Annotated in this window: 12 protein-coding genes; 5 read left to right on the forward strand and 7 right to left on the reverse strand. The window is 63.6% G+C overall.

The features are described from left to right. Positions 1–8 precede the first annotated feature (8 nt). From BUB04_RS13950 to BUB04_RS13960, 3 genes are read left to right on the forward strand one after another with little or no spacing between them, the layout of a single operon-like run. Positions 9–1,007 carry an inorganic phosphate transporter gene (locus tag BUB04_RS13950; protein ID WP_073040559.1) on the forward strand — a complete coding sequence of 333 codons (999 nt, stop codon included), beginning with the start codon at positions 9–11 and terminating at the stop codon, positions 1,005–1,007. Continuing rightward, complete coding sequence (locus BUB04_RS13955) at positions 941–1,576, forward strand: hypothetical protein (protein ID WP_143156496.1); 636 nt, start codon at positions 941–943, stop codon at positions 1,574–1,576. Before BUB04_RS13950 ends, BUB04_RS13955 begins: the two co-directional genes overlap by 67 nt. Continuing rightward, positions 1,528–2,445 carry a sulfite exporter TauE/SafE family protein gene (locus tag BUB04_RS13960; protein WP_073040563.1) on the forward strand — a complete coding sequence of 306 codons (918 nt, stop codon included), beginning with the start codon at positions 1,528–1,530 and terminating at the stop codon, positions 2,443–2,445. Before BUB04_RS13955 ends, BUB04_RS13960 begins: the two co-directional genes overlap by 49 nt. 285 nt (positions 2,446–2,730) lie before the next feature. Here BUB04_RS13960 and BUB04_RS13965 read toward each other — a convergent pair whose 3' ends face one another. The 4 genes from BUB04_RS13965 to BUB04_RS13980 form a co-directional block, all read right to left on the reverse strand. Continuing rightward, positions 2,731–3,126, reverse strand: a complete 396-nt coding sequence (locus BUB04_RS13965) for a response regulator (protein ID WP_073040608.1) — start codon at positions 3,124–3,126, stop codon at positions 2,731–2,733. 15 nt (positions 3,127–3,141) lie between these two features. Further along, complete coding sequence (locus tag BUB04_RS13970; protein ID WP_073040565.1) at positions 3,142–4,188, reverse strand: LOG family protein; 1,047 nt, start codon at positions 4,186–4,188, stop codon at positions 3,142–3,144. Between the two features lie 163 nt (positions 4,189–4,351). Next, entirely contained in the window at positions 4,352–6,010 is a 1,659-nt protein-coding gene (locus BUB04_RS13975; RefSeq protein ID WP_073040610.1) for a sensor histidine kinase, read from the reverse strand. A gap of 422 nt (positions 6,011–6,432) precedes the next feature. Further along, a complete protein-coding gene (locus tag BUB04_RS13980; RefSeq protein ID WP_073040566.1) occupies positions 6,433–6,915 on the reverse strand; it encodes a Crp/Fnr family transcriptional regulator in 483 nt (160 codons plus the stop codon). A 348-nt stretch (positions 6,916–7,263) separates the two neighbouring features. Between BUB04_RS13980 and BUB04_RS13985 the strand changes: the two genes are divergently transcribed. Beyond that, positions 7,264–7,938 (forward strand): CBS domain-containing protein, encoded by a 675-nt coding sequence (locus BUB04_RS13985; protein ID WP_073040568.1) that lies wholly within the window; start codon positions 7,264–7,266, stop codon positions 7,936–7,938. A 727-nt stretch (positions 7,939–8,665) separates the two neighbouring features. Continuing rightward, positions 8,666–9,448 carry a ferredoxin family protein gene (locus tag BUB04_RS13990; RefSeq protein WP_178371997.1) on the forward strand — a complete coding sequence of 261 codons (783 nt, stop codon included), beginning with the start codon at positions 8,666–8,668 and terminating at the stop codon, positions 9,446–9,448. A gap of 146 nt (positions 9,449–9,594) precedes the next feature. Here BUB04_RS13990 and BUB04_RS13995 read toward each other — a convergent pair whose 3' ends face one another. From BUB04_RS13995 to BUB04_RS14005, 3 genes are all read right to left on the reverse strand, one after another. Next, on the reverse strand, positions 9,595–11,040 hold the full coding sequence (locus BUB04_RS13995; protein WP_073040571.1) for a sigma-54-dependent transcriptional regulator: 1,446 nt from the start codon (positions 11,038–11,040) through the stop codon (positions 9,595–9,597). Further along, positions 11,025–12,503, reverse strand: a complete 1,479-nt coding sequence (locus BUB04_RS20125) for a sensor histidine kinase (protein ID WP_281246601.1) — start codon at positions 12,501–12,503, stop codon at positions 11,025–11,027. Before BUB04_RS20125 ends, BUB04_RS13995 begins: the two co-directional genes overlap by 16 nt. 523 nt (positions 12,504–13,026) lie before the next feature. Next, positions 13,027–14,448 carry a transferase gene (locus BUB04_RS14005; protein ID WP_073040575.1) on the reverse strand — a complete coding sequence of 474 codons (1,422 nt, stop codon included), beginning with the start codon at positions 14,446–14,448 and terminating at the stop codon, positions 13,027–13,029. Between the last annotated feature and the right edge of the window lie 504 nt (positions 14,449–14,952).

Below are 14,952 nucleotides of genomic sequence, written 5' to 3' on the forward strand. Positions count from 1 at the left end.
ACGGCAACATGTGGCGGATCCTGAGCGGCTGTTTCATGGGGTGGAGTCTGGGGGCCAACAACTCGGCCAACGTCTTCGCCACGGCCGTGGCCAGCGGGCTGGTGCGTTACGCCGTGGCCATCTGGCTCACGGCGATCTTCGTGGTGGCCGGAGCCGTCCTGGAAGGGGCCAAGTGCATGGGCACCTACGGCGCCCTGGTTTCGCTGGGTGTGGACGCCGCTTTCCTCGTCACCCTGGCCACGGCCGTCACCACCGCATTCCTCACCCATGCCGCCATTCCCGGCTCCACTTCTCAGGCCATTGTGGGAGCCCTTCTGGGTTGGGCCGCCCTGCACGGCACCCCCGACTTCACCAAGCTGTATAAGATCATGACCTGCTGGGTCCTCACACCCGTGGGCGGCATCGTGGGGAGCTGGTGCATCTACCAGGGCATCGTCGGAACGGTGGAAAGGCGCATGAAATCCTTGGTGGCCCGCAACAGGTTTTACGTGACCGGAGTCGTGATCACCGGCTGCTACAGCGCCTACTGTCTGGGAGCCAACAACGTGGCCAACGTCACCGGGGTTTACGTGTCCTCCGGGCTGCTGGACGCCCCCACGGCCGCCCTGGTGGGCGGGCTGAGCATCGCCTTGGGCGTGCTCACCTACAGCCGCAAGATCATGATGGCCGTGGGCAAGGGTATCGTCCCTCTGGACCCCGGCTCCGCCTTGGCGGCCGTCCTGGCAGAAGCCCTCACCCTTCACGTCTTCACCCAGATCGGCGTTCCGGTCTCCTCCTCCCAGGCCATCGTGGGCGCCGTGATCGGCGTCGGACTGGTACGGGACAGGAAGACGGTGAACGCCCGCATGGTGGCCAAAATCAGCATGGGCTGGGTGCTGACGCCCGTCATCGCAGCAGCCGTGCTCCTGGCCCTTCACCTGCTCTGGAAAGGGATCCCGTTATGGGTCGACTCCATGTGCTCTGGAAGCTCTATATCGCCTACACCTGTGCCCTACTTGTGGCAATGAGCCTGGGCGGCTGGGCCGTCACCGACCTGGCCGGACGGACTCTGAGACGTCAGCTGCTGGACGACACCACCCGCCTGGCCCGGATTCTGGCCGAACGCCTGGAAGCCGAGGAGCCCCTGGCGGGAACCTACGACAACGTGTGCGTCCGGCTGTCCCGGCTGGCGGGCATGCGCATTTCCATCATCCGCGAGGACGGCAAGGTGATGGGGGATTCCCACACCCCTTCGTCGCTCATGGCCAATCACGCGGGCCGCCCCGAATTCGTCCAGGCCCGGGAGGGACGGGTGGGTGTGGCGTGGCGCACGAGCGCCACCCTGAACGAACCGTTTCTTTATGTGGCGGTCCGGATGCCGGAAAAGCCGCTGGTGGTCCGGGTGGCCCGTGTGGGCGAAGAGGTGCGGCGCGGGGAGCGCAACCTGACGGCCCTTCTTTCCCTGGGCCTCTACCTGGCGCCCGCCCTGGCGGCCGTGGCAGGCCTGTATGTCACTCGAGTGCTTCGCGCGGAAAAAGAGGAGGACCCATGGAAGCGTTGGACGGGCTCCGGTGGCATTTCACCGTTTCAGGAGTAGACACCTACTGGTTTCTTCCCCCCCTGGTCATGCTCTGCATCTCGTCGCTCACGTCCATGGGCGGCGTGTCGGGGGCCTTCATCCTGCTGCCCTTCCAGATGAGTGTGCTGGGTTATACGGCGCCGGGCGTGAGCGCCACCAACTTCGTCTACAACATCGTCTCCATCCCCGTGGGGGTGCTGCGCCACATCCGTTCGGGCAGGCTCTGCTGGCCCCTCTTCTGGCTCCTCGTGGGCAGCACGCTTCCGGGCGTCTTTCTGGGCTACTACATCCGCCTCGTCTATCTTCCCCAGCCGGGGCGGTTCAAGATCTTCGTGGGGGCGGTGCTGGCCTATCTGGGTCTGCGAACCCTGTGGAGCACATGGCAGGAGGCGAAGCCCGGCAACGGCACGCCCAAGGCGCCGCCGGCCGGGCGCATCACCGGCGGAACCCTTTCGCTCACGCGCGGCACCATCGTCTTCGGGGATCGAATCTACAGCTACCCCACCCTGCCCCTGGCCGGGACCTCCCTGGCCGTGGGGGTGATCGGAGGGGCCTACGGCATCGGCGGCGGGGCCCTCATGGCGCCTTTCGTCATCTCGGTCCTGAACCTTCCGCCGTACGTGGTTTCGGGAGCCACCCTCTTTTCCACCTGGTGCACCTCCGTGGTGGCGGCCCTTTTCTACGCCTTCGGGCCCACCTTCGGCACCCAGGCGAACGCCGCCCCCGACTGGCTACTGGGGAGCCTTTTCGGCGTGGGGGGCCTGTTGGGCATCTACCTGGGAGCCCGGCTCCAACAGCATGTGCCCGCCGTGGTCATCAAAGGAATCCTGGCGGCGGCGGTTCTTTTCGTGGCCTTCCGGTACCTGCGGCCCCTGCTGGGTGGCTGAAGGAACGGCGCGGGGCTGAAGCCCCGCGGGAAAGGGCCGTCGTAACCCTATGACAGAACAGACAGTAGGCCCGACGGCCCACCCGACGTTCGGGGGATCTTCCGCAGCCCTAAAGGGCTGCGCTACGAGAAAAGAGATCATCCGCCACGTTTTCGGACAGCCTCCTACGAGTTTGCCTGACAACGCTGTTTCCTGGGAGCGCGGGCGTCTCGCCCGCTTCTCGTGCGGGCCGGAGGCCCGCGCTTCCAGGGCAAGAGGCTTGAAGGTCCGTGGTCGGACAGGCTCTTAGGGCGGGCCGGCGCGCTCCCGCAGGAGCTTTCGCTCGTAGGCTTGCTCCACCTTGGGGATCAGATCGGCCAGCTTGCAGGGCTTCATCACGTAGTCGAAGGCCCCCAGTTCCATCCCCTGGATCCCCGATTCCACGGAAGCGTGCCCGGTGAGCAGGATGACCTCCACGGCGGGCCATCGGGTCTTGACCACCCGAAGCACCTCCAAACCGTCCATGCCCGGCATCTTCACATCCAGGATCATGACATCGCACGGTTCGGTTTCCAGGACGGCCAGGGCCTCCTTCCCGGAGGCCGCCCCCCGGGCGGGAATCTCCCGCCGCTCCAGGCGCCGGACCAGCGTCTCCAGGAAATCCGGCTCGTCGTCCACGACCAGCACGCGATAGGGCCGCACCACTCCCCTCCCCTTTCAAACACGGTTGACGGCATCCAGGAGCTGACGAAGCCGTCCGAAATCCTTGCGGTTGAAATCCACCAACAGCCGTGGCAGGCGGAACACCTCGGGTTCGTCCGACTCCTCCTCCAGCGCCTCCGCCGCCCGGATGGACCCGCGGGGCACCAGGATGTCCTTGAATTCCCGATTCCATTGGTCCACGGCCGACACGGGCACAGGCTCCTTGAGGCGCAGCACCAGGACGTTGCCCACATACCGCAGGCTGTGGTAACGCCGATAAAAGGCCCGGATGGAGTCCACGGCCGCCTCCGGTGAGGTGACCCTTTCGAAGAGATGAAAGTCGTTGGCACCGATGAGGCCCCGGGCCAGCAGATTTTCCCTGAGAAATTGCATCCACCGGAGCCAGTAGTCGTCCCCGGACGGCTCGATGAGCACCAGGGGCATGGGGTTGTGTTTGCCCGTCTGGAGCAGGGTCAGGGTCTCCATGGCCTCGTCCAGGGTCCCGAACCCTCCCGGAAAGAGCGCCACGGCATCCGCCTCTTTCAGGAAAGCCACCTTCCGGTTGAAGAAGTACTTGTAGTGGATGACGCGCGGACTGTTTTCCAGGACGGGATTGGGCGACTGCTCAAAGGGAAGGCGGATGGTGACGCCGAAGGAATGCTCGGGGCCGGCCCCTTCGTTGACGGCCTGCATGATCCCGGGACCGCCGCCCGTGATCACCATGAATCCGGCCCGGGCCAGCAGGCGCCCGAAGTCCGCCGCCATCCGGTAGGTGGGCTCGTGGGGGGCGGTTCGGGCCGAACCGAAAACCGTCACCTTCCGAACCCCGCGGTAGGGGCCGAAGACCTTGGCCGTGAAGCGCATCTCCTTCAAGGTGGTGTTCATGACCTTGAGGTCCAGAGGGGAAGTGCTCTCCTGGCCGGCCTTGAGCGCCGCCAGAATGATCTGGCGCACCCAGCCGGGTTCCTGGATGCCTCCCGCCGCGTCCATCAAGGCCTGAATCTTTTCGTCCACACCCGGGTTGGGTTCCGTGAAAGACAGCCGAAGGGGCTCCCGATTCATCCGTTTTCTCCCTCCACGCTCATGGGGCTTATCCGCACTTTCATCAAACCTTCCTACCCGCGCTTGGGTCCTCTCCTTGCCACTCTACCCCGTTCCCGGACCCGACTCCATATCCGTTTTGGGGGCGGGCTCTGGTGTCGGAGATCCATTGTCGGAAAGCCGCCTAAGCGCGAAGGTCGTTGACGGGCACGCTCACCGTAAAGACGGCGCCGCCCTCGGCGCGGTTGGCCGCTTCGATCCGCCCGCCCAGGTTCGTCAGGATGCTGTGACAGATGCTGAGCCCCAACCCCGTTCCGCTTCCCAGCTTCTTGGTGGTGAAGAAGGGATCGAAGATCTTGCCCAGGATCTCCGACGGAATCCCGGGACCGCTGTCGGCCACCTGCACCCGGACCTCGCGGGCCGCCGGATCGAATTGCGTCGTCACCCACACCTGCCCGTCCCGGCCCACGGCATCGATGGCATTGTTAAGGATGTTGAGCAGGACCTGTTGGAGCTGGGCGCCGTCGCTCACGACCTCCGGGGCCGACGGATCCCGTTCCACGTGAATCCGGATGTTGCGGTGGAGGGCCTCGTTTTCGAGAAACTGCAGGGTCTCCTCCACCAGCCGGTTCACATCCACCGGCTGCCGCACGGGTTCCATCCGCCGGGCAAAGCCCAACAGGCGATGCGTCACCTTTCTCGCCCGATCCACGTGCTGTTCGATCTTGCCCACCGCTTCCGCAAACTCCCGGAAGTTTTCACTGGCCTGAACGTCCTCTTCCTCCAACAGATCGTGGATCCAACCGGCCTTTTCCTGGATCACCGCCAGCGGATTGTTGATCTCGTGGGCGATGCCCGCCGCCAGCCGGCCCAGGGCCGCCATCTTGCTGGTCTGCAGGAGATTGGCATCCAGGGCGGCCTTCTGCCGGTCCGATTCCACCAACTGGGCGATCACCAGGCGAACCACGAAGACGGTGCCCCCCACCACCGCGCAGATGCTCAGCACCATCAATCCCAGAGCCAGGGAGCGGGTTTCCAGGATGGGTAGAAGCTCCTCCCGGGGGTCTTCCAGCACCACCAGCATCCACGGCACGTTCCGGAGCCAGGTGGCGGCCATGAGCATCCTGCCCCGAGGGAGCTCTTCGTCCAGAAGGCGCGTGCCCCGAAAGCGGGCCAGATTGGGGGTGGGCGCCTCGGTGAGCACCTGCCCGTGAAACCGGGATGCCGTCTGGAGGATGTTTTTTTCGTTGACCAGATAGGCTTCCCCGCCCTTGCCGACCTGGGCGGCCCGGACCATGGATTCAAAAAGATCCGTGTTGATGGTGGCCCTCAGCACCCAGCAGCGGGCCCCTTCCCAGCGGAGGACGGCGATGACGAAATGGGGCACCTTGCGAACCCCCAGAAAGACGTCGCTGATATGCACCCCCCGCTGCATCACCGATTGAAACCAGGGAGCCTCCCGATAGTTGACTCCCAGGAGCGGATAGGGACCCGCATAGGCCAGGTGGTCCCCGTTTTGATCGATCACCCCCAGGTCCACGTAATATTTGGAACGTCGTTGGATGAGTTCGAAAAGATCCTGCAGGACCGAAGAGCGAACCAGTTCGTCCAGGGTATGGGTGTAGGCCAGGGTGGTGAGCTGGGAGATCCTTTCGTCGAAGAAGAGATCCAGGGCGTGACGGCGGTCCTCCGCCACCGTCCGCAGGGTTTCCTTGACACGCGCCGAGTAGGCGCGGTCGAACTGCACGTAGAGGCTCGTCCCCACGAGGAAGAGGGGGATGAGGGAAAAGCCCAGCGTAACGGCAATGAGCTTGAGGCGCAGCAGCGAGTAGTCTTTGTCCATGGGGAATTCGCCCTCATCGGCCGGCCCGGATCCGCGCCGGGACCGGCCTTCACATGGCACTAGGAGGCTGTCCGAGAACTGCTCAAACCGTCACTCCCGCGCAAGCGGGAGCCCATAAGTTGCCGGAAATCCTGGATCCCCGCTTTCGCTGGGATGACGGATGGACGTTGGAAGGGGCAAATGAGCCATTTTCAGACAAGCTCCTAGGAGGCCGTCCGAAAACGTCGCGGATGATCTTTTTTCTCGTAGCGCAGCCCTTTAGGGCTGCGGAAGATCCCCCGAACGTTGGATGGGCCATCGCGTATTTCCTGTCGCTTCATGAAGTTGCGATGGCCCTTTCCGCGGGGCTGAAGCCCCGCGGCTACGAAAAGAGGGGCCATCGCCCGGGCTCTTGTCTTGGAGAGCCATTGTCGGACAGCCTCCTAGCCGGGGAGCGCGGTGATCAGCGTGGGCGTCTTCACCATCTCATAGAGCTGGCGCTTGCAGAGCTTGTAGCGCTCGAAGTAGATCCGGGCCACTTCCTTCATGAGCACGTAGCCGATCAGCGGATTGGCCTGAATCAGCTCCTCCAGGCGCCCCACATCCACCTCCAGGAGCTCCGTATCCTCCTGGCACACAGCCGTGAGCGTGTACTGTTTGGACGGCATGAGGGAGGCGACTCCGAAGACCTCGCCGGGCATCCGCGTCTCAAAGGCGATCCCCACGGTGTCGCCCGGGCGCAGCTCGCGGAGGCTGACCATTCCCCTGGTGACCACGTAGAACTTGCAGGCCGGATCCCCATGCCGATAGATGATTCCGCCTTTCTGGAGAACCCGCTTTTCCGTAAAGCCGCCGATCATCTGCAGATCGGCTTCGCCCAGAACGTTGAAGAAACCGCTGGACCTCAATTCCTCCACCGTGGTCATGCCACCCTCCTTTGCGTTTTCCAATGCACCACCGGTGCCGAAAACCGACGACAGCCGCCGTTGGACCGTCGCGGCACCTGGATGCACAAGAGGGCAAAAATCGGACCAGCCGCCCCTTTCGGTCGCCGCCCCGGACCGCCCGGCGGGATGGGTCGCGGATCGGGAGGCATCGAGCGGTTTCTTTACAAACCGTAAAAAAACCTGACACCATCAGCGGGCTCCGTACGATTGGGAGCGCCCGCGGGACGGACGATTCGCGCCCCCTCCACCTTGGCCCGCTTTATGCTCTCCAAGCCGTCGAAATCGGCGGAACCTGCGATTCAGGAATCTTTACCATAGGAGGTTCCCATGTTCGTCGGCTGGCACATGACGCGAAATCCCGTGACCGTGTCTCCGGACACCCCGCTTCCCTCCGCCCGCGAGATCATGGAAAAGAAGGGCTTCTCCCACCTGCCGGTAGTCGATGACAAGGGACGCCTGTGCGGCATCATCACGGACCGGGACATCAAGAAGGCCTGGGCCTCCCCGGCCACGACCCTGAGTGTTTACGAGTTCACCTATCTTCTGGGGCGTCTGAAAGTGTCCGCCGTGATGACCCGGGACGTGATCACGGCCCATCCGGGAACCAGCGTGGAACGGGCCGCCTGGATACTCCGCAAGAACAGGATCGGGGCGCTGCCCGTGGTGAACGACCGGGACAAGGTGGTGGGCATTCTCACCGTGTCGGATCTGCTGGACCTGATTCTGCTGGCCACGGGCATCACGGAAGACAGCGCCCGTCTGCTTCTTTTCGTGGGAGATCGCACCGGGGCCATGGCCGACGTGAGCCGGATCCTGCAACAGGCGGGCATCAACCTGCGAAGCGCCCTCACGGTGACTCTGCCCGATCACCAAGGGATCTGGCAGCTCATCATCCGCGTGAACATCGCCGTCAAAGAAGCCGCCGCCCGCGCCCTGGAAGACGCCGGCTACCGGGTCCTGACCCATTACGTGGAGGACCTGTCCCCCTATCTTTCGGAATAAGCCGGCGGTTCGTCACCTCCGCCGGCAAAGCCGGAACGGCGAGGAGAGCCCCAACCCACAGGATGGTCCCTGCCAGGCTCACCCCCCCGAGAGCATCGACCGAACCGGCTCTCCTCGCCTTCCACTCAAACCATCCGAACCGCACCATTCACCTTCAACCCTGTAGTCGCGAGTTTTTCTCGCTTCCCCCCGGCACCCTGAGTATCCAGGGCTAAATGGAGGGATTTTTCCATGGGGTTTCTCGATCGCCGCACGCGTAGCGGGCGGAGATAAACCCCGCCCCTACCCGAGAGGCCAAACCTTTCGTGTCGGGACGGGCTTTACGCATGCCCGTCAGGACCCCACAAAACCGAGATCCATGGCCACGGCCCGAACCTTACACAGGACGCGCGAATCGCCTCATCTTCGGCAGGCCGGTCGAAGGGATTTGCCTTAAAATGGATGGAACACGTCTGGAAAAGGATCCATGGCCGACGATCTCAACAAGGGAGGATGAATGTGAAGTGGCTGTTGGTATTCTGTTCACCGGCGGGATCCACCCGCCGGGTGGCCCGATGGATGGAGCAAGCACTCCTCGACCAGAATCAAAGTCCTAATCTGAGCGGTTTTTTCTTCGGGTGTCTCTTACACTGCGTGATTAGCGGGCGGGGATAAACCCCGCCCCTACCCAATGGGTCTGGGGCTTTTTGTAGGGGCGGGCTTTACGCCCGCCCTTCAGGACCTGTCCATGAGAAAGAACCGTCCAATTCAGGAAAGTGTGACTCTCGTGGATGTGGGAGCCGAGCCGGGCGCGGCGCCCAGGGCCGGGGATGTTCTTTCAGCGGACGACCGAGTCGGTCTGTGCGTGGGGTCCCCCGTCTATCGGGATCTGGCCGTTTCGCCCATCATGGACCTTTTGGATCAGCTTCCCGAAGTGCCCCATAAGGCCTGGGCCCTTCCCTTCGTCACGTGGGGAGAAGCCTGCAGCGGGATCGCTCTGTGGCAGATGGGGCGGACCTTGCACCGGAAAGGCTATGCCTTGGCCGGAGCCCTCAAGATCCAGGCGGTTCACTCCATGATGTGGCGCTCCGAGAGGCCTCTCGGCGCCGGCCGTCCCAACCGGGAGGACCTGCTGTTGGTGCGCTCTTTCGTCGATCGTCTGGTCCGGCGCCTGAAGAGTGACCGGAGCGAGCCCCTTCCCTTGGATGCCCTGGACTACCAGCCCCCGGGACGACGCGACGAAATGACGGCCAAGATGGAATCTCCGCCCCCGCCTTTTGAAAAGCGGATCGATAAGGAAAAATGTACACTTTGCGGTCTCTGCCAATCTTCCTGTCCCGCCCGGACGATCAGCCTGGAGCCCGAACCGACCATCGGGCCCCGTTGCATCGATTGCATGACGTGCTACCGCCTGTGTCCGGAAGAGGCCGTGCAGGCATCCGTGGATTTCACAGCCCTTGAGGCTTTCATCCGAAACCGGGCCGCCTCCATCGGGGAGGAACCCCCTTCGCAGGCCTTCGAACCCCGTTAGGTCTTCGTCCGAGAACGGGTTTCCTCCAACACCAACAAGGGATCCGTCTTTTTTCGTAGCCGCGGGGCGTCGGCCCCTGGGAACGGGCCGGCATAACCCTGGAAAATATCCAGGTGTGACGGTTGGGAAAGTTCTCGGAAAGGCTCCTACGTCACGGAGGCCTCCACGCGGATTCCGTACTTTTCCATGCGGGCCAGCAGGGTGGGGCGGGATATGCCGAGAAGCCGGGCGGCCTGGGTCCGGTTGCCGCCCGTGATCTCCAGGGCCGCCCGGATCACCCGCGCCGAGAAATCGTCCACCAGCTCGTCGAAAAGCCTTTCGGAACGCCCCTGGTCCAACTGCTCGAAGATCCATCGATCCAGCCAGCCCCCCCCGCCTTCCTCCCCGGCGGAAACGACCCGACGGCCGGAAGCCTCCTCGGGGCCGTTTTCGCCCACGGCCCGCAGCACGTCGGCCGGCTCCAAGGGATATCCCCGGTTGAAGATGAGCGCCTTTCGGATGACGTTGGCCAACTCCCGCACGTTTCCGGGCCAGTCCATGGCCATGAGGCACTCCCGGGCCTCGGCGGTGAGGCCGGGGTTCGGCGTTCCCAGTTCCGCCGCAAAGCGGGCCAGAAAGTAGTCGGCCAGCAGCGGGATGTCCTCCCGGCGATCCCTCAGGGGCGGCAGCATCAGGGTAACCACGTTGAGCCGATAGAACAGATCATCCCGGAACCGCCCCTGGGCCACCGCCTCTTCCAGGTCGCGGTTGGTGGCCGCCAGAATCCGCACGTCCACGGGAATGGGCCGCCGGCCGCCCAGCCGTTCGATGCTTCGTTCCTGGAGCAGCCGCAGGAGCTTGGCCTGGATGCTCACGGGCATATCGCCGATCTCGTCCAGAAAGAGCGTTCCCCGGTGAGCCTGTTCCACCTTGCCCACCCGGCGGCTCGCGGCCCCCGTGAACGCTCCCTTTTCGTACCCGAACAGCTCGCTTTCCAGCAGGGTCTCGGGAATGGCCACGCAGTTGATCACCAGGAAGGGCGCCTGGGCCCGGTGGCTGTGCTGGTAGATGGCCCGGGCCACCAGTTCCTTGCCGGTGCCCGATTCGCCGCGGATGAGCACGGTGGCGTCCGTGGCTGCCACGCGCCCGATGGCCTTGTAAACCTCCTGCATGGCCCGGCTGCGGCCGATGAGGGCGTCCCCCCGGAAGGAGTCGGGGACCGAGTCCACGGCCACCTTGGTGCGCATGAAGCGGCCCGCCTTGAGGGCCTGGGAGATGAGATCCAGCATGGAGGGAATGTCGAAGGGCTTGAGCACATAATCGAAGGCGCCCATCTTGGTGGCCTCGATGGCCGTTTCCGTGGTGCCGTAGGCCGTCATGATGATCACGGGAAGCTTGGCCTCCACGTCCCGGATGGCTTGGTACGTCTCCAGCCCCGACATGCCCGGAAGACGCACATCCAGGATCACCAGGTCCGGAACGCGCGTTTTCACCTCCTCCAGGCCCGCCTCGCCGGATGCGGCCAGGCGCACCGTGTGGCCTTCGCTCTGCAAAATCCTTCCGAAGCTCCGCCGCAGTTGCGGATCGTCATCCACAATCAGGATCTCAGCCACGCCCCACGCTCCTCACAGGGCAAACCCACCACGAAGGTGGTGCCCTCCCCCGGCTTGGACTGCACATGGATCCAGCCTTTATGGTCCGCCAGAATCCGCTGAACGATGGGCAGCCCCAGCCCGGATCCCTCCTCCTTGGTGCTGAAAAAGGGCTCGAAGATCTTCTCCTGCAGATCCTCCGGAATCCCCGGCCCGTTGTCCCTCACCCGGATCAGGACCACCCGGTCATGGGTGCCCAAAGTGCCCGTCTCCTCCCGGATCTCCATGCGGCCTCCCTCGCCCATGGCCTCGCAGGCATTCAAGATGAGGTTCACCAGGACCTCCTTGAGTTGATCCGGATCGAGACGGATCTTGGGGAGGCGTCCTTTGCGCACCACGTCCACCCGAACCCCGTAGGATTCCAGCCGGTAGCGCAACAGCTGCAGGGTCATGTCCACCACATCGGAAGGACTCACCAGCTGCATCTTGAGTTTAGGGGGACGGGAGAATTCCAGGAAATTCCCCACGATGGTGTCGATGTGGCGGATTTCCTCGGAAATCACCTCGAAGTCTTCCCTCTGGAGGTCGTCCAGCTCCAGCGTTCTTTCCAGGGAAAAGAGGCGCATCTTCACGGAGGTGAGCGGGTTGCGGATGCTGTGGGCCACGCCGGCCGCCAGACGCCCCACCAGGGCCAGCTTTTCCGATTGGAGCAGATGCTCCCGGCTCTCCTCCAGCTGCTCCTGGGCCCGGCCCACGTCCTCCAGCAGGTGGTGCACGCGCCGACTGAGGGCCTTCACCTCGTTGCGCTCTTTGCGATCGGGTGGCTCGGCCCCATCTTCGCGCACAAAGGCGAGCCGCCGGATGGGTTCCAGGATCTGGCGCCACAAGACGAACGCCAGCATGCAACCCGCGCCCAGGGACAGGGGAAAGGCGGCGGAAGCCAGGGCGGTGAGCAGCCGGGCCCTCTTGACATAGGCCACGCGCCGCTCTTCCATCTTCTTTTCGTGGAGGGCCTTGAACTCTTCCGCCAGGGTGTAGATGGCCTGGAACTGGTCCCGCACCGTCCAGTGACGGCGAGCCCCTTCTTCCTTGAGACCCTGACGGTACAGATCCACCACCTGATCGCGGGAGGAGATGAAACGCACGTAGGCCGACTCAATCCCGTTGAGGATGGATCGCCCGTCTTCCGTTTCCGCCAGCTCCCGGGCCTTGGCGAGCCAGGAGAGGAAGGCCTGGTGATGGTCTCCCAGGCTCTCGAGCCATTTTTCGTCTCCCGTGAGATAGTAGTAGGTGAGATAGCCCTTCTGCATGGCCAGGGCGCTCCCCAGCTTTTCCGCCGCCACCAGGGCCTGCAGGTCCCTTTCCACCATGGTTCCGTAGAGTGCCTGGGTGTGGGCGATATACCAGACCGTGATGATCGCTCCGGCGCAGTTGACGCCCACCAGAGCCGCCAGCAGTGTGAAGATGCGGGCTCGAAGACTCATCCTCGCCATGGCTTCCTCTGGGATTCTTTCCGTTACAGCCTACACCACGGGCAGGTCGGACCAGGAGGGACGAATCCCGCCCAGAGAAACCGCCTCCACCGTTCCCGGCCCGACGCCACAGGCTCCCTCAACCCACCGCCTGGGAGCCTGTCTGAAAACCCTAGCGATCACCGCTTTTCTCGTAGCGCAGCCCTTCAGGGCTGCGGAGGAATCTTCGGACGTCGGATGGACCATCGGGTATGGCCTGTTACTTCATTGGGTTACGAAAGCCCTTTTCCGCGGGGCTGAAGCCCTGCGGCTACAAACCTAACGGAGCGATTTTTTCTTCGGGTGTCTCTTACACCGCGTGATCAGCGGGCGGGGATAAACCCCGCCCCTACCCAACGGGTCCGTGCCTTTTTGGAGGGGCGGGCTTTACGCCCGCCCTTCAGGACCTGACCATGAGAAAGAATCGTCCAATTCAGGACAAAAGAAGTCGAGCTCCTTGGCGGTTGTTGAAAGAACCCCGTTCTCGGACAGACGCCTACGGGCGGATGTCGATGGTGGGCACCATGCCCTTCAGGTCGCCGTCCGGGTAGGGTTGGATGATGTTGAAGACCATGTTCTGCCCCTTCTGGGCATGGCCCAAGCCCGCGGTGCCATCGTAGTAGGCGCCGTTTTCTTCCAGGATGTGCTGAATGCGGTGCCGAAACGCCTGGACGAAGGTTTCACCTTTCCCCTTGAAGACCATCCGGCCCCGGCTGAATTCCCCATCCACGCGGGAGAGTTCCTCGGCGGAGACGCTGTTTTCCTCCAGATCGGCGGCATTTCGCACCAGCCCCCACACGATGCGCCCTTCCGGAATCTCCAGCGGTTCCTCCAGATCGATGAGCGTGTGAGGCATGACGATGCAGCCGGCTCCCACCTTGAGAGGCGCCCGGTCGGTGCCGCGAACGAAGGAATTGAAGCCCACGAAGACCTTTTCCCCCAAGTGGGCGCCGACGATCTTGCCGCCGTGGGCCGTGACGTTGAAGCCTTCCAGGGTGGAATCCACGATGTAGCAGTTTTCCTGGGCGTTGGCCCCCGGCCCCATACGCGCCCCGTTGAGATAGGCCCGCTGGGCCACCAGCACGTTCCGCCCGATGGTGCTTTCGCCCTTGACCACCGAATAGGGACTCACCGACGCCCCCTCCGGGATCTCCAAGCCGCGGCAGCAACCCACCGATTCGAAAACCTCCTGGAATTCTCCCTTCCGTGCCTCCACGAAGTCCATGAGGATCCCCGTGGGCACCTCGCCCGGCTTCACGCTGACGTACCGTGCCAGGGCCTCGTCCGCATAATTGTAGCGGAATTCGAACGCCCCATCCGCCCGGATCCAGATGGTCCCGGCCGGCACCTCCCGGTGGTTCAGCTCCCCGGTCTGCACGTAGGAAAAGGCCCCGATGACGCAGTCGTGCACCGTGGTCAGATCCACCGTGGCGAAGGGACCGATGAAGCAGCCTTCCACCGGTGCCCCGTGGATGTTGGCGTAGTGCATGGCCACCGTGTTCCGGATCTGGAACTCTTCGGGGCTCTCCGGATCGTGGGAGTTGTTGTGCACCAGGGTCTTGATGAGGAAGCTGTCCCGGATCCGGATCTCTTCGTCCTCGTGGAGCGGAATCCGGATTCCCTTGTGCTCGAAGAGCGTTCCTTTGCGTTTGAGCTCGTCCCCGCGGATGTCGCTCTTGTAGAGCACGGCGTGCTCCACCGTGCACCGCCCGAGAAAGTAGCTTCCCGCCAGGCTGGAATGGGCGAAGCTGAAATGCAGCGGATAGTGGGGCGTCAGTCCGTAGAAGGCGTAGAACTTGACGAATTGGTCCACGGGGATGATTTCCCGCACGTAGGGGCCCACGTCGAAGGCGGGCTCCCGCAGATTGATGTTGACCCTATCCACGATACGATCGATCAGCTGTTGTACGCGACTCATGATTGACCTCCTCGCCGCCTTGTCCATGGCGGCTGGTTGGATGGATTCTTCAGGACCACCGAAAACCTGCCCTAGAACGCCGGGGCCAGCGCCTTTTTCACTCGGCGCGGCCCATCGCTTCCCTCGTCACACGGCCCTTGCTTTTCTCGTAGCGCAGCCCTTCAGGGCTGCGGAGGAGTCCCCGCACCTCGGACAAGCCGTCGACTTTCCTTACCCCTCGCCTGTTCAGCGGGCGGGGATAAACCCCGCCCCTACCCGGTGGGTCGGTGCCCTCTTGGAGGGGCGCGCTTTACACCCGCCCGCCGGAGAAAGGATCGCCCAATTCAGAATGGGCTGCCGGTGAATTCGCAATGGTAGGGGCGAAAAATCTTTCGCCCCTACCGTTCCTTGGTAACTCAACGGGTTTTCCGCCCTTCCTTCGATGCCCTCCTGAGGAGGGCGCATCCAACCGGCGCTGTGGTTTCCCTTCCCCGTTGTTGGCGTAGGGGCGGTTCGCGAACCGCC

The organism is Desulfacinum infernum DSM 9756, from assembly GCF_900129305.1.
GTDB lineage: Bacteria > Desulfobacterota > Syntrophobacteria > Syntrophobacterales > DSM-9756 > Desulfacinum > Desulfacinum infernum.